We start from the raw sequence: 18,791 nt of genomic DNA, 5'->3' as shown, positions 1-18,791 counted from the left end.
ATCTATAAATATATAATTTGAAATTACAGATAAAGATTATCAATTGACAATAAGATAATACTGTATTAAACTTATATTAAAATAAAGTAGTTAAAGGTGGAATGAAAAGTGGCAGATTTTAAGAGAGAAGAAATTGAAAAGTTAAAAGAAGAATTAAAATCTAAGGGATATAAGTTAACTCCTCAAAGAAGAGCAATTATAGATATGATAAAAAAACACGAGGGTAGCCATTTAACTACAGAAGAGTTATACGATTTAGTAAAAGAGGAATGCCCAGAGATAGGTCTTGCAACGGTATATAGAACAGTACAACTTTTAGAAGAAATGGGTGTTATATATAAATTAGACCTAGATGATGGATGTAGTAGATATGAATTGGTAAATGAAGATGAAAATCATCAGCACCATCACTTAATATGTAGTAAGTGTAATAAGGTAATAGAGGTTAAGGATGATTTCTTAGAGGATTTAGAAGAAAATATTGAAGAAGAATATAATTTTAAAATAGAGAATCATAGTTTAAAGTTCTACGGTATCTGCAAGGAATGTCAAGGAAAATAAATAATAAAACTATGATGAAAACATAAAAGAAAAAGGAGGGAAGAAGTTTGCGAGTGGACAAAGAAAGAGATAAAGTAAAAGATAGAGTAAAAGATAAGGAGAAGGATAAAGTAAAGATTATTCCTTTAGGCGGCTTAAATGAAATTGGCAAAAATTTAACTGTTATAGAATACAAAAATGATATAGTAGTTATAGATTGCGGTCTTAAGTTTCCAGACGACGATATGTTAGGAATAGATGTAGTTATTCCTGATATAACTTATCTTAAAAAGAATATCAATAAAGTAAAAGGTATATTTTTAACTCATGGTCATGAAGATCACATAGGAGCATTGCCCTATGTTCTGAGGGAAGTAAATGTACCAGTATACGGAACTAAGCTTACATTAGGAATAGTAGAAACTAAGTTAAAAGAACATGGACTACTAAGTTCTGTGGAGTTAAAATGCATAAAGCCAAGGGAAATAATTAGACTTCAAAATGTTTCTGTGGAATTTATAAGAACTAGCCACAGTATAGCAGACACAGTAGCTATAGCTATACATACACCTTTGGGGGTTGTTCTCCATACAGGAGACTTTAAAATAGACTACACTCCTATAGATGGTCATGTTACAGATTTAGCTAGATTTGCTGAAATAGGTAAGCGTGGAGTTATTGCTATGATGGCAGATAGTACAAATGTAGAAAGGCCAGGCTATACTATGTCAGAGAGTACTGTAGGGGAAGCTTTTTTAAATATATTCTCAGGAGTTAAAGGAAGAATAATTGTTGCTACTTTTGCATCTCATATCCATAGAATCCAGCAAATAATAAGAGCTGCTGAAAAATTCAAAAGAAAAGTAGCAGTTTCCGGTAGGAGTATGGAAAATATTATGGAAGTAGCTATGAAGCTTGGATATATAAAAGCAGAAAAAAATATATTTATAAGCATAGATGCTATAAATAAATATCCAGATGACCAAGTAGTTATAATAACTACAGGGAGTCAAGGAGAGCCTATGTCAGCTCTTTCTAGAATGGCAGCTTCAGAGCATAAAAAAGTAAATATAAAGCCTGGTGATAAGGTAATTATATCTGCAACACCTATTCCAGGTAATGAAAAATTAGTATCTAGGGTGATAAATCAGTTATTTAAAAAGGGTGCAGATGTTATATATGAAACACTTGCAGATATCCATGTATCTGGTCATGCATGCCAGGAAGAACTTAAACTTATGCATACATTAGTAAGACCTAAATATTTTATACCTGTTCATGGAGAATATAGGCACTTAAAACAACATGGAGAACTTGCTTGTCAATTAGGATTACCAGAAAACCATGTTATGGTTTCAGATATAGGTGATGTTATAGAAGTAAGTAGGGAATGCATTAGAAAAAATGGTTCTGTAGTGTCAGGTCAAGTCTTTGTAGATGGACTAGGTGTAGGAGACGTAGGGAATATAGTATTAAGAGATAGAAAACACTTATCTCAAGATGGTATATTAACAGTAGTTGTTACTATAGAAAAGGTTTCAGGTTCTGTTATTGCAGGCCCTGATATAATATCAAGAGGTTTTGTTTATGTAAGAGAATCAGAGGATTTAATGGAAGAAGCTAAAGATTTAGTAAAAAAAGCTCTAGAAGAATGTGAAAGAAATCATATTACAGAATGGGCTGCAATTAAAACAAACATAAAAGATGTTTTAAGAGGATTCTTATATGAAAAAACAAAGAGAAAACCTATGATATTACCAATTATAATGGAAATATAGTACAATATATTAAAATAGCTTATAAAAAATAATTTTTAAGTGAAAATTTTAAAGAGCTTTTTAATACCTAATAATTTTAAAAAGATAAGCTATGAATTTTAGAAATATAATATTTCAAATTCATAGCTTTTTAACTTAATTAGACCTATACATTATTTAATTAAGATTATTTTGTTATAAGATACTTTTGTTGATATGGGTAGTTAAATAATTATGAAGTCTAATATAAGATTATTAAACAATTTAAATTTTTATGAAAAACAGTCAGTAATAAAGAAAGATATAATGAAAATGTTTAAGGAATCAGCAGATGCAAGTTTAGATAAATAAATTAATATACTACATAAGTTGACTTTTTTTGAGTATAATATTAAAATAATAAGGTGAACCAAGTTGGATACTAGGAAGTATCCAATTTTTTTGAGTAAATGATATTTCATTTAAAAATCTTTGGTTTAAAATTTTAAAAATAAATAGTAAAAAATATTTATTAGAACTTGCCTTTAGAAGAAGTAATAGCTTTTGCTAAAGATTAGTGAAATTATCCGGGACTTAGTGCCATTTATTTAATAGTCATAGGTTAATGGTACTTATCTGTGAGATAAAATATATAAGTTTTTTAATTTAATAATTGGAGGAAAGAATATGAGTTTATTTGTTAGAAATGACATTAGAAATGTGGCCATAATCGCTCACGTTGACCACGGTAAGACAACACTTGTAGATGCACTTTTAAGACAAAGCCACGTTTTTAGAGACAACGAAAAGGTAGAGGAAAGAGTTATGGACTCTAATGACATAGAAAAAGAAAGAGGAATAACTATATTATCTAAAAATACTGCCGTAAATTATAACGGTATTAAGATCAATATAGTAGATACTCCAGGACATGCGGATTTTGGAGGAGAAGTTGAACGTGTACTAAAAATGGTAGATAGCGTTTTATTAGTAGTAGATTCCTATGAAGGGGCTATGCCACAAACAAAGTTTGTTACTAAAAAGGCATTAGAACTTAACCTTAAGCCAATAGTAGTAATAAATAAAATTGATAAACCAGATGGTAGACCAGAAGAAGTTTTAGATGAAATATTTGACTTATTCGTAGAACTTGGAGCTAATGATGATCAATTAGATTTCCCAGTAATATATTGTTCAGCTAGAGACGGTATAGCTAAAAATGAAATGGAAGATGAATCAGATAATATGGAAGCTTTATTTGAAGCTATAATTAAAAATGTTAAATCACCAGAAGGACATATAGATAAGCCATTACAAATGTTAGTAACTACTATAGATTATAACGAATATGTAGGTAAAATAGGTATTGGTAAAATAGAAAGAGGAAGCATAAAGAAGAATCAACAGGTAGCTTTAATAAGAAAAGATGGAAAAGTAGAAAATGTAAAAATATCTTCACTATATGTTTACGATGGATTAGCAAGAATAGAGACAGAAGAAGCTAAACTAGGAGACATAGTAGCGGTAGCAGGTATACCAGATATTAATATAGGAGAAACTGTAGCGGATGTTAATGAACCAGAAGCTCTTCCTTTCGTAGAGATAGATGAGCCTACATTAAGCATGAACTTTATGGTTAATGATTCTCCTTTTGCAGGACAAGATGGTAAGTTTGTTACATCAAGACATTTAAGAGATAGACTTATAAAAGAATTAGAAACTAATGTTAGCTTAAGGGTAGAAGATACAGATAGAGCAGAATGCTTTAAAGTAAGTGGAAGAGGAGAACTTCATTTATCTGTATTAATAGAAACTATGAGAAGAGAAGGTTACGAATTCCAAGTTTCAAAACCAACAGTTATATTTAAAGAAGAAAATGGTAAAAAAATGGAACCTATTGAAAGATTAACTATAGATGTACCAGAAGAATTTATGGGTGTAGTTATGGAAAAATTAGGACCAAGAAAAGCTGAGATGATTAATATGACTTCAGCTATAAATGGTTATACAAGATTAGAATTTAAAGTTCCAGCAAGAGGATTAATAGGATTCAGAAATGAATTTATGACTGATACTAAGGGTAATGGTATAATGAACCATGTATTAGAAGATTACGAAGCATATAAAGGAGAAATACCTGAAAGATCAAGAGGATCATTAGTAGTATTTGAATCCGGAGAAGCTATAACTTATGGATTGTTTAATGCTCAAGAAAGAGGAATACTATTTTTAGAACCAGGAACCCCAGTATATGCAGGTATGATAGCAGGACAATGTTCTAGAACAGGAGATATAGATGTTAATGTATGTAAGAAAAAGCATTTATCTAATACTAGATCGTCAGGTGCTGATGAAGCTTTAAAGTTAGTTCCAGTGACAAAAATGTCTTTAGAACAATGTCTTGAATTCGTAGCATCTGATGAATTAGTAGAAGTTACTCCAAAAAATATAAGAATGAGAAAGAAAATATTAGATTCAGAATTAAGAAGAAAAGCTACAATAAGAAAAAAATAAATAGGCATTATAATTCTAACAAACAACTAGCTTAGGGCTGGTTGTTTGTCTATATTAACCTATGGGTGGTGATTTTGTGAAAAATAAAAACAGGCTAATTATTTTAGTAATGGCTATAGTTGCAGTTTTAGCTATAGGTTTTGTATCTATTAAGTATTATGACAGAAAAATTTTAAAAGCTCCATTAAAAGCAGATGGAAATGAAGTTGTTAAGATTGTTGTAGACAAGGACCAGAGTTTAAATGATGTTATAGAAAAAATAGATAAGGAAGACAAGATTAAAAGCAAAAAAGTATTAAAAAATTATATTAAGAAAGTACAAGCACCACAAAAAGTAGTTCCAGGAGAATATGTATTTTCAGTTAATTTAAATGCTTATAATTTATTGCTCAATTTAAAAGAAGGTATATATGATAATAGACCTATAAAAGTTACTATTCCAGAAGGGTATAATATAGATGAAATAGGAAATAAATTGGAAAAGCAGGGAATAATAAAGAAAGAGGATTTTATAAAAAGTATAAAAGAATACAAAACTCCTTCTTTTGTAAAGGAAGATAAGAATAGGAAGTACTCTTTAGAAGGATACTTATTTCCAGATACTTATGAGTTTTTTAAAGGTATGCAAGGAGATAAAATAATAGATAAAATGTTAGATAGGTTTAATTATGTTATTAAAGAAATAGAAAAAGAAAATAATATAAAAATAAAAGATGAAGACATGGATAAATTAATTAGCATGGCATCTGTTATAGAGAAAGAAGCTGAAAAAGATGCTGAAAGAGGTAAGGTAGCATCTGTATTTTATAATAGAATAGATAAAAAAATGAAAATGGAATCCTGTGCTACAGTATTGTATGCATTAGGATATCATAAAGATAAATTATATTATAAAGATCTAAAAATAAAGTCTCCTTATAATACTTATTTGAATACGGGATTGCCTATAGGACCTATATGTTCTCCAGGTAAAAATTCCATAAAGGCAGCATTAAATCCAGAAAAAACAGATTATCTGTATTTTGTTTCTAAAAATAATGGAACTCACTTTTTTACAAAGAACTATAACGATTTTTTAAAGGTGAAAAAGGAAACTCAAGGAGATTAATATATTTTGCTGCAGGTGACCTATTATATTTAAAAATTAAAAGGTCACCTTATGTATTATTAATTTTAAATTGGAGGTAAACATGAGTAAAGTAGCCTATGATTATATGGAAGAATATATAAGAGGTCTTATACCAGAAAATGAGGGAATATTAAAGGAATTAGAAGACTATGCTAAGGAAAATACTGTTCCAATAGTACATAAAGAAGTGGCTAATTTTTTAGAGTTTATGATAAGTGTAAAAAAACCTAAAAAAATACTTGAGTTAGGCACAGCTATAGGATACTCTTCAATATTTATGAGTTTAAGTTCAAATGGAGAGTCTAATATTACTACCATTGAACGTGATGATAAAATGATAGAAATTGCAAGAAGTAATATTGAAAAACATGGCTTTAAAGATAAAATAAAAATTATTCATGGGGATTGTCTAGAAATCCTTAAAGATTTAGATGATAAATATGATATGATTTTTATGGATGCAGGAAAAGGACATTATAATGAATTTTTGCCTTATTGTTTAAAGCTTTTAAATAAAGATGGAATTATAATAGCAGATAATGTACTTTTTAGAGGTATGGTTGCTAATGATGAATTAGTTATAAGAAGAAAGATAACTATAGTTAAAAGAATGAGAAAATATATGAATATGATAAGTGACAAGGATAATTTCATAACCTCAATTATACCAATGGGAGATGGAATTGCCATAACTAAGAGGAGGAATGAGGATGCTTAATATAAAAAAACCAGAACTTTTAGCTCCAGCAGGAAATTTGGAAAAATTAAAGACAGCTATAAACTTTGGAGCGGATGCGGTTTATTTAGGTGGTAGCAGATTAAATTTAAGAGCCTTTGCAGACAATTTCACAGATGAAGAACTTAAAGAGGGTATAAAATATGCTCATGATAGAGGTAGAAAGGTTCATGTTACAATAAATGTGTTCCCTCGTAACGAAGATTTTAACGGATTAGAAGAGTATTTAAAAAAATTATATGAATTTAGAGTAGATGCCATAATAGTTTCAGACCCGGGAATTATTATGACTGCAAGAGAAACTGTACCAAATTTAGAAATACATTTAAGTACTCAAGCAAATACAGTTAATTTTAAAACCATAGATTTTTGGTATAAACAAGGTGTTAAAAGAACTGTATTAGCAAGAGAACTAACTATAGAAGAAATAAAAACCATAAGAGAGAAAATAGAAAAAGATTGTGAATTAGAAGCCTTTGTTCACGGTTCTATGTGTATGTCTTATTCTGGCAGATGCCTCTTATCTAATTATATGACAGGGAGAGATTCTAACAGAGGAGCATGTGCACAACCTTGTAGATACAAATATTATTTAATGGAAGAAAAAAGAGAAGGGGAGTATTTCCCTGTAGTTGAAGATGATAAAGGAACATATATAATGAATTCAAAGGATATGTGTATGATAGAGCACATACCAGAATTAGTTCAAAGTGGTATAGATTCTTTTAAAATAGAAGGAAGAATGAAAAGTTCTTTCTATGTAGCTACAGTAGTTAAAGCCTATAGAGAAGCTATAGATGCTTATTTTAAAGATCCAGAAAATTATACTTTTAAAGAAAGATGGATGGATTATCTAAAAAAGGCTAGCCATAGAGCATATTTTACAGGTTTTTATTTTAATGATCCTAATAAGCAATTACATGAATCTTCTTCATATATTAGAACTTGTGATATTGTAGGTATTGTAAAGGAATTTAATGAAGAAACTATGGAAGCTATAGTAGAGCAAAGAAATAAGGTTTTAGATGGAGATGAACTAGAAGTTTTAAGACCTGAAGGTCCTATATTTAAAATAAATATAGTCAATATGAGAGACAAAAATGATAAAAAGATAGAGTCTGCTCCTTCAGCCCAAATGATATTTAAAGTTAACACAGATAAAAGCTTAAAAGAAAATGATATACTTATAAAAAATAAATAATATATAAAAACATATTTATATATTATTGTGAAGGAAGAGAATTAGCCAAGAATACACCACTAATTTGTTATAATTGTAAATTTTATTATACATAAAATGATTTAATTAAATGTTTAATAAAAAACTAGAAAATAAGGGGGAAAGCTAATGAAACGCCCAGTGTTGATAGGTATAACTGGAGGAACTGGTTCAGGAAAAAGTACTGTAGCTAAGGAAATATATAATAAATTTGATGAAGCTTGTATTTTTATGATAGAGCAGGACTCTTATTATAAAGATCAAAGCAGTATACCTTTTGAAGAAAGATGCAAAAAAAATTACGATCATCCAGATGCTTTTGATAATGAACTTTTAATAGATCATTTAAAAAATTTAATAGATTTAAATGTTATAGAGAAACCTATTTATGATTTTGAAACTCATAATAGAAAAAAAGAAACTGTAAAAGTCGAACCTAGGGACATTATAATTGTAGAAGGTATATTAGTGCTTCAAGATCCAAAGATTAGAGAATTATTAGATATAAAGATATATGTGGATACAGATGCAGATGTAAGAATAATAAGAAGACTTTTAAGAGATATAAACGAAAGAGGAAGAACTGTAGATTCAGTCATAAATCAATACTTAACCGTTGTAAGGCCAATGCATATGCAATTTATAGAGCCTTCAAAAAGATATGCAGATATAATAATTCCAGAGGGTGGACATAACAAAGTAGCCATAGATATGATGGTAGCAAATATAAAACATTTGTTACAAAAATAAAATATTATTTAAAATGAAATAGTAATAATTTAGAATAAAACACCTTATTTTGGTTATAATTTAGCTAAGATGAGGTGTTTTTATTATGAGATACAGGGAGAAAAGAAAGGCTTATAAATTATTAACATTATTTATGGTTATATTTTTGTTTCTTATATATAGAATGGTTAAATTTCAGATTTTTGATGCAGAAAAATTAGCTACTATGGCAGAATCCCAATACGCTTATGAAGAAGATACAAGAGATAATAAATATAAGCTTCTAGATACTAAAGGGAATGATTTATTAAAATATAAAGAGAAATATTATGCTGTTCTAGTGCCAAGTGCTTTTAAAGATAACAAAGAAGAAAAAGATGAAGAAAAACTGTTAACAATAATGTATATTTTAAGAAATTATAATGAAAAATATGATATAACCCAAAATCAAACTATAGATAATAGTGGTAAAAATTACTATGAAATAGATAAAATAACTTATGAAAAACTAAAAGATATAAAAGGTGTAAAGGGATTTTATGCATACAAAAAACAAGAGGTAGATAAGAATATAAATGATAAAAAAGAGGCCTGGAAGTTAGAAAATATGCTATTAAATCCTTATAAAAATGATCAAAAAACTTTTAAAGGCAAAGAGTCTTTAGAGATGAAAATATATAATAGGGTAAAAGATAATAAAAAATCTAAAATAATATATGAAAAAGATTTAGGAGGAGAAATTATATCAGAAAAGACAGAAGAACCTAAGTCTAATATAAACCCTAGACTTACATTAGACTCTAAAGTTCAAGATAGTATAAGAAAGGTTTTAAATAAAAAAGAATATAAGGATTTTAACCAAGTAGGTGTAATTCTTTCAGAAGCAGAGTCAGGGAAGATACGTGCTATGGTTCAAAAGGATGAAACATTACCTAATGTAAATATAGGGGCGGCTACACAAAATGGGTTTCCACCGGGATCTATATTTAAAATAATAACAGAAGAAGCCGCATTAGAAAACAATAAAGTATCCTTAAAGGATAGTTTTAAATGTACTGGAGAATTTGAAAATAATAAAAAAGGAACTCATGGAAGTTTTAGCACAAAGGAGGCTTTTATAGTTTCTTGTAATGATATATTTTCACAAATAGGAAGAAAAGCAGGATTTGAGAATATTGATAATATGGTTAAAAAGCATGGGATATATAACAAAGTGTTAGATTTACACTATGAACAGCAGGGTGCTATTCAAATGGAAAAAGGAGAAAAACCAAATTTAAGTGATGGTACTTTATCCTTAGTATCCTTTGGTCAGCTTATTAGAATAACTCCTATAGAAGCAGTTTCTATGGTGAGTACTGTGGTGAATAATGGTGTTTACGTTAAGCCCTACGTATTAGAAGCCTTTGTAGATGATAAAAATAATACAGTAGAAGAATTTAATACTACAAAAGAACAAATTATAGGAACTTATTCTGCAAATAGTTTAAAGGAACAAATGAAAGAGGTTGTAAAAAGGGGAACTGCTACTTTAGCTTATGATTCTAATATAGAAATTGGAGGAAAAACTGGTACTAATGAAAGACAAGAAGTTAATGCTGAAGGTAAAATGGAACCACTTTCAGATGCTTGGTTTACAGGTTTTTTCAAGATAAATAATAAATATTATACTATGGTAGTATTCATACCTAAGATAAAAGCCAAAGGAGAAAGTGCTGCAACTACTTCAGTACCCATATTTTATGATATAGTTAAAGAAATAAAAGACTCTATTTAAACTATACAGAAAAAATAAAGTATATTTATGTGTACATGCACTTTTCTATATTAAAGAACATATTATATTAATAAGCACTATTAGGAGGAGCAGCTTGTGTTCTTTTTAAGTTACTTATGGGATGTATTAGGAAGTGCATTATTTTTAACAGGCTATGTCACAGGAAATACTTCTTTTCCCAAGCCTTTAAGTGATGAGGAAGAAAAATATTATTTGGATAGGCTAAAAAAAGGCGATGCTCTAGCAAAAGATATTTTGGTAGAAAGAAATTTAAGGTTAGTGGCTCACATAGTAAAAAAATATTCTTATCCTGGAAAAGATATTGATGATTTAATATCTATAGGAACTGTAGGTCTTATAAAGGCTATAGACTCTTTTGATAATTCAAAGGGTACTAGACTTGCCACTTACGCAGCAAGATGTATAGAAAATGAAATATTGATGCTCATAAGAAATAATAAAAAAACTAAAGGTGAAGTATATCTTCAAGATCCTATAGGAGTAGACAAAGAAGGAAATGAAATTTCTCTTATGGATATATTAAGTAGCGATGAGGATTCTATAATAGAAATAGTTTCAACAAAAATAGAAGTAAAAAAGCTATATGGAAAAATAGAAACTTGCCTTAGAGGAAGGGAAAAAAAGGTGATCCAAATGAGGTATGGTTTAAAGGATGGGAGACCTAGAACTCAAAGAGAAATAGCAGGTATACTAAACATATCTAGATCCTATGTTTCACGTATAGAAAAAAAGGCCCTTAAAAAGCTTTATAAAGAATTAAATTATAATAAAAATATTTAAATAAAACTCTAAAGAATTAAGAATTTTATACATATAAGATGATTCTTAATTCTTTTGTTTTATTTTTTATTTATTTTATAGCAGGATATTCTTTACAGAATATTTATAATCGTTATAATATAAGCAGGAGGGTTTAAATGTATACAACAGGTTTAATAGGTAAAAATATTAATTATTCACAATCACCGGAAATACACAATAATTATTATAAAAAAAATAATATACCATTTTTTTATAAAATATTTAATTTAAAGCAGGATCAAATTGATGATTTTATAAAGAACTTACATAAAAATAATATAAAAGGTTTTAATGTTACTATCCCATATAAAGAAACTATATTACAATATTTAAATGATATAGTATATCCAGCAGATAAGATAGGAGCAGTAAATACTGTAGCAGTACAGGAAGATAAACTAGTAGGGTATAATACAGACTATATAGGATTTATAAAAAGTTTACAATATTATAATATACAGGTTAAAAATTTTAGGTGTCTCATTATAGGATCAGGTGGAAGTGCTAAATGTATATATTATGCATTAAAAGAACTAAATGCAAAAGAGATATACATAATTTCTAGAAATCCTGAGGAAGCAAAACTAAAATTTGAAGAAAAAGTTAAAATATTAAATATTAAAGACGAAAATAAAGTAGATAGGTATGATTTAGTTGTAAACTGTACACCTATAGGTGGGCCTAATTTTAAAGAACAAAAGCCTGTAGAACTTAGAGAGCTTAAAAAAAATTGTGTGGTTTATGATTTAAATTATATTCCTAAAAGGTCTAAATTATTAAAAGAAGCTAAAGAAAAGGGAGCATTTATTATAAATGGAGAAAAAATGCTTATTTTTCAGGCCTATAGTGCTATAGGTCTTTGGTGCTTAGATGGTATTGAAGGAGGACGATAAATTGAAACAATTAAAAGAATTATTGGAAAAAACTATTAACTTTGGCGCTTCAGATTTACATTTATCCGTAGGGGTAGAACCAACTATAAGAATAAATGGTCAATTAAGCAAAATATTCAAAGAAAAGCTTACACCAGAAAATACTAATAATTATGCTAAAGAAATATTAGGTGAAGAATTTGAGGATTTATTAAAAAAAGGAGAAATAGATACCTCCTATTCTATATCAGGCTTAGGTAGATTTAGAGTAAGTGTGTTTAAACAAAGGGGAAGTATAGCTATTTCTTTAAGGGTTGTAAGTTTAAAGATTCCTAACTTAAATGAATTAAAATTACCTGATATAGTAAAGGAATTAACAAATAAAAAAAGAGGCCTTATTTTAGTAACAGGTCCTACAGGTTCAGGTAAAAGCACTACTTTAGCAGCTATGATTAATGAAATTAATAATACTAGGTCTAATCATATAATAACTTTGGAAGATCCAATAGAATTTTTACATAAACATAACAAATGTATAATAAATCAAAGGGAGATAGGTAGGGATACTTTTAGTTATAAAAGCGCTTTAAAAGCAGCATTAAGAGAAGATCCGGATGTAATATTAATAGGAGAACTTAGAGATTTGGAAGATATTTCCATAGCCTTAACAGCTGCAGAAACAGGACATTTAGTGTTTTCTACTTTGCATACTATAGGAGGAGCTAAGACTATAGATAGAATTGTTAATGTATTTCCACCACATCAACAAGAACAGATAAGAATACAAGTATCAAGTGTGTTGGAGGGAATAATAAGTCAACAATTAGTACATAAAATTGATGGAGGAAGAATAGCAGCTTTAGAGACCATGGTAACTACAAATGCCATAAGAAATATGATAAGAGAAGGAAAAACTTATCAAATAGAATCTTCCATACAAACTGGATCCAAATATGGAATGAAAACTATGGATATGTCTTTAGCAGAGTTATATAAAAGAGAAGTTATAAGTTATGATACTGCATTAAATTATTCAGTAGACAAAGATTTAATTACAAAGATAATTAATTTATAAAAACATTATAATACTAAAATGTAAAATAACAATTATGCATTTTAATATTATAATGTAGAATAATAATTATACATTTGGTAATATTAAAAAAAGGACCTTTTGGTCCTTTTTTAAAATATCATATAATCTAACATTTTTAGTGAAATTTGATTTTTAGATTTGGATTTTTTCTTTGAATTTATATTATCCTTATTATTAATAGCTTTTAAATCTATGGAACTTAATTTAATAGTATTTTTTTTCATTTTAACATCCTCCTGATAAGTTAAATATTGTTTTAATATTATTAGTAGTTAGTTATTAGAGAACTTACCAGAAAGATTCATCTTTTTTATGAAGTCTTTTTAAATCTAAAAAAAATATTTTTTCGTAGCGCGACATGCGCTAACTACCTCCTTTATAAACTAATATTGATGCATCAATACCAATACTTATTGTTTATGTTTATATAATATCATATAATTTAAGTTAGTACAATTTTAGTTATATATAATAAATATTCACTATATACAATAATTATTTATTGATAAAATTTGTATCTATTTATTTATTAAATTCTCTTATTTTCTTAAGAATATAAATATTATTAAGAATGCATTAAGTAATTTATAATATTTATTTGCAATAATATATAGTAATTAACTAGTATTTATGCTAAAATATTTTTGAACCGAGGGGGGATACTATTGAATATTATAAATGGAATAGTACATTATAGCTCCAAAGCAATAACATACATAGTTTATTTCATATCCATGTATTATCTTATAATTTCTCTTTTTGGTATATATAGGAAAAAGAATAATAAGAATATTAGTGATAAAACAAAATTTGCTCTTATTGTAGCAGCACATAATGAAGAATTAGTTATAGGTAACATAATAGAAAGCCTAAAAATGATGGACTATGATAAAAAATTATATGATATTTTTGTAATTGCAGATAATTGTACAGATAAAACTGCTGATATTGCAAAAAAAAAGGGAGCTATTGTACGGGAAAGATTTGACAAAAAACGAAGAGGAAAAGGTTATGCATTAGAATGGATGTTTAATATAATATTCAAAATGGAAAAAAAATATGATGCCATAGCAGTGTTTGATGCAGATAATTTAGTTCATAAAAATTTTTTGAAAGAAATGAACAAGAAGATGTGTAAAGGATATAAGGTAGTTCAGGGTTATTTAGATAGTAAAAATCCTGAGGATACTTGGATAACAGGAAGTTATTCTATTGCATTTTGGAGTTGTAATAGAATGTTCCAACTTGCAAGATATAATTTAGGATTATCTAGTCAATTAGGTGGTACTGGTTTTTGTATAGATACAGATATATTAAAAGAACTTGGTTGGGGTGCTACTTGTCTTACAGAGGATTTAGAGTTTTCTTGTAAAATTATATTAAATGGATACAAAGTAGGTTGGGCCCATGATGCTATAATATATGATGAAAAACCTTTAACTTTAGCTCAATCATGGAGGCAAAGAAAAAGATGGATGCAAGGTTTTGCCGATGTATCTAGTAGATATTTTTTTAAGCTTATGAAAAAAGCTATTAAAAATTTTAATTTTACTGCTTTTGATTGTGCACTTTATAGTATACAACCTTTTGTAGCTATACTATTAGGTTTGTCAGCTATAATAAGTTTATTCCAATATGCTATGAAAGCAGCAAATATAGTTAATAATTTTAATAATATAGTTTATTCTATAGATTTTAATTTGATAACTATATTAATAATTTTATTTTCATTGTTTCAAATACTATATACACCTTTAATATTGATTCTAGAAAAAAAATTTACATTTAAAGTATTATTATATTATATAGTTTATCCTATATATGCTATAACTTGGTTTCCTATTTCAATACAAGGAATTATGGATAAAAACAATAAAGAATGGAGTCATACAATTCATACTAGAAGTATGAATATAGATGAACTAGAAAAAGTTAACTAAAGGGAAAGCAAAGCTTTCCTTTTTTTGCTTTTTTTATGATGAATTTATAGTGTGTAAATTAAATAATAATTATAATAATTAATAATTTTAAGAGGAAATAGGAGTTTTTTGTTGAATATATATTTTAATGGTTACATTAAAAAGGGGTGAAAACTACATGGAGGATTACGTAATAGGAGTGGATATAGGGTCCTCAAAAGTTTGTGCAGCAGCAGGAAAGCGTGATAAATATGGACAAGCAAAAATCATAGGAGTTACTTCTGCTGAATGTCATGGAATGAAAAATGGGATAATAATTGATATAGATAGTACAGCAGAATCTATTACAAACTGTATAACTAGATTAGAAAGTATAGTAGATACAAATATAAAGAACTTTTATATTTCCCTACCGGGGAGGATAGGTACATTAATATCTAGTCAAGGTATGGTAGCTATATCCTCTGATGATAATGAAATAACAAAAAAAGATGTAAATAGAGTTAAAAGAGCTACTCAAATAATTAATGTTCCTAACGATAAAGAAATAGTTGATATAATTCCTAAAGAATATATTGTAGATGGATATAGTAATATAAAAGATCCTATAGGTATGAGTGGTAATAGAATGGAATTAGATGCTTATTTAGTATTAGCTGAAACTACTATAGTGAATAATTTATTAAAAACAGTTCAAAAGGCAGGTTATAATATATTAGGGGTAGTTTTTGCACCTATGGCAGATGCTAAAGCAGCATTAAAAGAAGAAGAGATGAATCAGGGATCAGCTCTAGTAAATGTAGGAGCAGATTCCATGGATATTTCTATATATAAAGATGGCATTTTAACTAAAACCGATAATATATCTATAGGTGGAAATAGTATAACAAATGATATATCCATATGCTTAAAGATACCTTTTTCTGAAGCTGAAAAATTAAAAATAAAATATGGAGTAATAGGGAAAAATAATTTAGACTTAGAGGGTCAAATAAAAGTAAATATAGGTTATAATAATGATATAACAATTAATCCAGAAACTTTAACAAAAGTTGTAGAAGCTAGAGTGGAAGAATTATTAATTTTAATACAAAAAAAGTTAAAAGAAAGTGGACAATTTCAAGATATATCAAATATAGTTATAGTAGGAGGAGGTCTTTCATTAATAAAAGGTATAGAAGAATTTGGTAAGTACATATTTAATAAAAGCTTCAGAATTGGAAGTCCAGAGTATGTTGGGGCTGCAAATCCTATATATGTATCTTCAGTAGGGGTAGTTAAAAATTTAATTACTCCAATGAAAATTCAAAATGCTAATTTGAAAAATAAAGAGGCTGCTATTACTAAAGAAGATACATCACATTATAAAGTTGAAAACGAAGGAAAAGGTGTGTTATTAAAAATAAAGGAATTTTTAACAGAATTTTTTTAATTACAGATAAGGAGGTTTTATTGTGCTAGATTTCGATGTTGATGTACAGCAATTTGCTCAAATAAAGGTTATTGGATGTGGTGGCGGAGGAAACAATGCTGTAAATAGAATGATAATAGACGGATTAAAAAATGTAGAATTTATAGCTATAAATACAGATAAACAAGCTTTAATGCTTTCACAGGCGTCCCAAAAAATACAAATAGGTGATAAGTTAACAAAGGGATTAGGAGCAGGTGCTAATCCAGAAATAGGTAAAAAAGCTGCAGAAGAAAGTAAGGAAGAAATTTCTCAATCAATAAAGGGAGCCGATATGGTGTTTATAACAGCAGGTATGGGCGGAGGAACTGGTACTGGTGCAGCTCCAGTAATTGCAGAAATAGCTAAATCTATGGGAATACTTACTGTAGGTGTAGTAACTAAACCTTTCCCATTTGAAGGAAGAAAAAGATTACTTCATGCAGAAATGGGGATAAATACTTTAAAGGAGAGAGTAGACACTTTAGTTACAATTCCAAATGAAAGATTATTAAGTATAGTAGATAAAAAGACAAGTTTAATGGATTCTTTTAAACTAGCAGATGATGTTTTAAGACAAGGTGTACAAGGTATATCAGATTTGATTACTATACCAGGACTTGTTAATTTAGATTTTGCAGATGTTAGAACTATAATGGTAGATAAAGGATTAGCTCATATGGGTGTAGGTAAAGGAACAGGAGACAATAGATCACAGGAAGCAGCTAAACAAGCTATATCAAGTCCTTTATTAGAAACATCTATTGTTGGAGCTACAGGAGTACTTCTTAATATAACTGGAGGAAATGATTTAGGATTATTAGAAATAAATGAAGCAGCAGAAATTGTACAAGAAGCTGCAGATCCAGATGCTAATATTATATTTGGAGCAGTTATAGATGAAAACTTGAAAGATGAGTTAAGAATAACTGTAATTGCTACAGGTTTTGAAAGTGATAGATTAGAAAATGATAGTATTGAAAAGGAAGAAAACAATATACCAAAGGAAGATAGTAAAAGAGAGGACAGAGAAGAGCAAGCATCTACATATGAACAGCATATAGATGAAAATGATTTAGAGATACCAGCCTTCTTGAGAAGACAAAGAAAGTAATTATAAGTAGGGAATATTATTCCCTACTTTTTTTATATGTAAATTTATATGATGACTATCAAAGCTAATATTTTTATAATAAACACCTAAACTAAACTCACAAATAGCTTCAGCAAAAAATTCTTTCCTAAACATAAATATATTAACAAACTATTTAAATATACTTTTTAATATATTATTTTTGTAAATAAAAAAATAATATATTAAATTATAAATTATATTGACATATTTTATACAATAAAAACATAACATTTTTATATGAATTGACAAATTTTTAAAATGTTTAATTGTATAATAGTAAATAAATGGTAGCAATCTAAGGGGGGAGATAACTATTGGTGGTTTATTTAGATATTATGATATTAGAAAATTTTATTGTAAACCTGTTTATACTGTTTCTAACTTCTCAAACTTTAAAGGTTAATAATAAAATTTTATATTTAATAATATCTTCATTTTTAGGAAGCTTATATATATTAGTACTTATTATACCTTCTCTTGCATTATTTAATAAGCTTATATTTAAAATCTTAATAGCTTTTATACTAATTTTGATAGCCTTTAGGAAAAGAGATTTAATATTTAATATAAAGGCTACAGTAGTTTATGTAGTTTATTCGATGATTATTGCAGGTATATGTGTTTTCTTAGAATGCAATAAAATGAATTCTGGAACCTCTTTATTTATAGAAAATTTTTCTTATAAAAAGCTTATGATTTCTATGATGATTATATATATTATTGGGAGTAAATTAATATGGTATATAAAAGACAGAAAAGATATAAGTAGTTTTATATATGATGTAGATATAATTCTTCAAAAGGATCATAGAAGGGTTAAAGCTTTTTTAGATACGGGTAATGAGCTTAGAGAACCTGCTACAAATCTCCCCGTATTGGTGGTAGAAAAAGATGTTTTTAGTAATGTGAATTTAGACACTTATGATAAATTTTATATACCTTATAGGGTTGTAAATGGTAATTTTGGTAATCTTAAAGGGTTTAAACCCAATTATATAGATGTGCATGTAGGAGACAAAAAAGAAAAAAAAGAAGTTATAATAGCACTTTCAGAAGGTAAACTTAGTGGTATAAAAGACTATAGAGCACTTTTATCTCGAGGAATTATATAGGAGGG

16 protein-coding genes are annotated in these 18,791 nt (G+C 27.8%); 15 read left to right on the top strand and 1 reads right to left on the bottom strand.

Annotated elements, in window-relative coordinates; translation table 11 throughout:
* Positions 1 to 108: 108 nt before the first annotated feature.
* From ACYUDJ_RS13460 to ACYUDJ_RS13410, 11 genes are all read left to right on the top strand, one after another.
* Positions 109 to 561: a Fur family transcriptional regulator gene (locus tag ACYUDJ_RS13460; RefSeq protein ID WP_003385810.1), complete on the top strand. Its 453-nt coding sequence runs from the start codon at positions 109 to 111 to the stop codon at positions 559 to 561.
* A 47-nt stretch (positions 562 to 608) separates the two neighbouring features.
* Positions 609 to 2,318 carry a ribonuclease J gene (locus tag ACYUDJ_RS13455; protein ID WP_042384628.1) on the top strand — a complete coding sequence of 570 codons (1,710 nt, stop codon included), beginning with the start codon at positions 609 to 611 and terminating at the stop codon, positions 2,316 to 2,318.
* Positions 2,319 to 2,963: 645 nt separating this feature from the next.
* Positions 2,964 to 4,790 carry a translational GTPase TypA gene (typA, locus tag ACYUDJ_RS13450; protein ID WP_003484643.1) on the top strand — a complete coding sequence of 609 codons (1,827 nt, stop codon included), beginning with the start codon at positions 2,964 to 2,966 and terminating at the stop codon, positions 4,788 to 4,790.
* A gap of 76 nt (positions 4,791 to 4,866) precedes the next feature.
* Positions 4,867 to 5,898 (top strand): endolytic transglycosylase MltG, encoded by a 1,032-nt coding sequence (gene mltG / locus ACYUDJ_RS13445; RefSeq protein WP_042384630.1) that lies wholly within the window; start codon positions 4,867 to 4,869, stop codon positions 5,896 to 5,898.
* A gap of 82 nt (positions 5,899 to 5,980) precedes the next feature.
* On the top strand, positions 5,981 to 6,637 hold the full coding sequence (locus ACYUDJ_RS13440; RefSeq protein ID WP_003484645.1) for an O-methyltransferase: 657 nt from the start codon (positions 5,981 to 5,983) through the stop codon (positions 6,635 to 6,637).
* A complete protein-coding gene (locus ACYUDJ_RS13435) occupies positions 6,630 to 7,856 on the top strand; it encodes a peptidase U32 family protein (RefSeq protein WP_003484646.1) in 1,227 nt (408 codons plus the stop codon). The genes ACYUDJ_RS13440 and ACYUDJ_RS13435 overlap by 8 nt, the downstream gene beginning before the upstream one ends.
* A gap of 147 nt (positions 7,857 to 8,003) precedes the next feature.
* On the top strand, positions 8,004 to 8,624 hold the full coding sequence (gene udk, locus ACYUDJ_RS13430) for a uridine kinase (protein WP_003484647.1): 621 nt from the start codon (positions 8,004 to 8,006) through the stop codon (positions 8,622 to 8,624).
* A gap of 85 nt (positions 8,625 to 8,709) precedes the next feature.
* Positions 8,710 to 10,380 (top strand): peptidoglycan D,D-transpeptidase FtsI family protein, encoded by a 1,671-nt coding sequence (locus tag ACYUDJ_RS13425; RefSeq protein ID WP_003484648.1) that lies wholly within the window; start codon positions 8,710 to 8,712, stop codon positions 10,378 to 10,380.
* Positions 10,381 to 10,476: 96 nt separating this feature from the next.
* Entirely contained in the window at positions 10,477 to 11,181 is a 705-nt protein-coding gene (sigK, locus tag ACYUDJ_RS13420) for an RNA polymerase sporulation sigma factor SigK (RefSeq protein WP_003484649.1), read from the top strand.
* Positions 11,182 to 11,318: 137 nt separating this feature from the next.
* On the top strand, positions 11,319 to 12,095 hold the full coding sequence (aroE, locus tag ACYUDJ_RS13415) for a shikimate dehydrogenase (RefSeq protein ID WP_003484657.1): 777 nt from the start codon (positions 11,319 to 11,321) through the stop codon (positions 12,093 to 12,095).
* A 1-nt stretch (position 12,096) separates the two neighbouring features.
* Complete coding sequence (locus ACYUDJ_RS13410; RefSeq protein WP_080333550.1) at positions 12,097 to 13,149, top strand: type IV pilus twitching motility protein PilT; 1,053 nt, start codon at positions 12,097 to 12,099, stop codon at positions 13,147 to 13,149.
* Between the two features lie 110 nt (positions 13,150 to 13,259).
* Here the strand turns inward: ACYUDJ_RS13410 and ACYUDJ_RS13405 are convergent, their stop codons facing one another.
* On the bottom strand, positions 13,260 to 13,394 hold the full coding sequence (locus tag ACYUDJ_RS13405; protein WP_003484659.1) for a hypothetical protein: 135 nt from the start codon (positions 13,392 to 13,394) through the stop codon (positions 13,260 to 13,262).
* Between the two features lie 441 nt (positions 13,395 to 13,835).
* Here ACYUDJ_RS13405 and ACYUDJ_RS13400 point away from each other — a divergent pair, with 441 nt between their 5' ends.
* The 4 genes from ACYUDJ_RS13400 to spoIIGA all read left to right on the top strand — a co-directional run bounded on the left by ACYUDJ_RS13400 (position 13,836) and on the right by spoIIGA (position 18,786).
* On the top strand, positions 13,836 to 15,110 hold the full coding sequence (locus ACYUDJ_RS13400; RefSeq protein WP_042384634.1) for a glycosyltransferase family 2 protein: 1,275 nt from the start codon (positions 13,836 to 13,838) through the stop codon (positions 15,108 to 15,110).
* A 157-nt stretch (positions 15,111 to 15,267) separates the two neighbouring features.
* Positions 15,268 to 16,521 carry a cell division protein FtsA gene (gene ftsA, locus ACYUDJ_RS13395; RefSeq protein WP_042384637.1) on the top strand — a complete coding sequence of 418 codons (1,254 nt, stop codon included), beginning with the start codon at positions 15,268 to 15,270 and terminating at the stop codon, positions 16,519 to 16,521.
* A 22-nt stretch (positions 16,522 to 16,543) separates the two neighbouring features.
* Positions 16,544 to 17,653, top strand: a complete 1,110-nt coding sequence (ftsZ, locus tag ACYUDJ_RS13390) for a cell division protein FtsZ (RefSeq protein WP_003484662.1) — start codon at positions 16,544 to 16,546, stop codon at positions 17,651 to 17,653.
* Positions 17,654 to 17,988: 335 nt separating this feature from the next.
* A complete protein-coding gene (gene spoIIGA, locus ACYUDJ_RS13385) occupies positions 17,989 to 18,786 on the top strand; it encodes a sigma-E processing peptidase SpoIIGA (protein WP_042384639.1) in 798 nt (265 codons plus the stop codon).
* Positions 18,787 to 18,791 lie beyond the last annotated feature (5 nt).

The organism is Clostridium sp. CTA-6 (genome assembly GCF_054768115.1).
The sequence above is the reverse complement of the archived record's forward strand: the minus strand, read 5'-3'. Positions and strand labels throughout refer to the sequence as shown.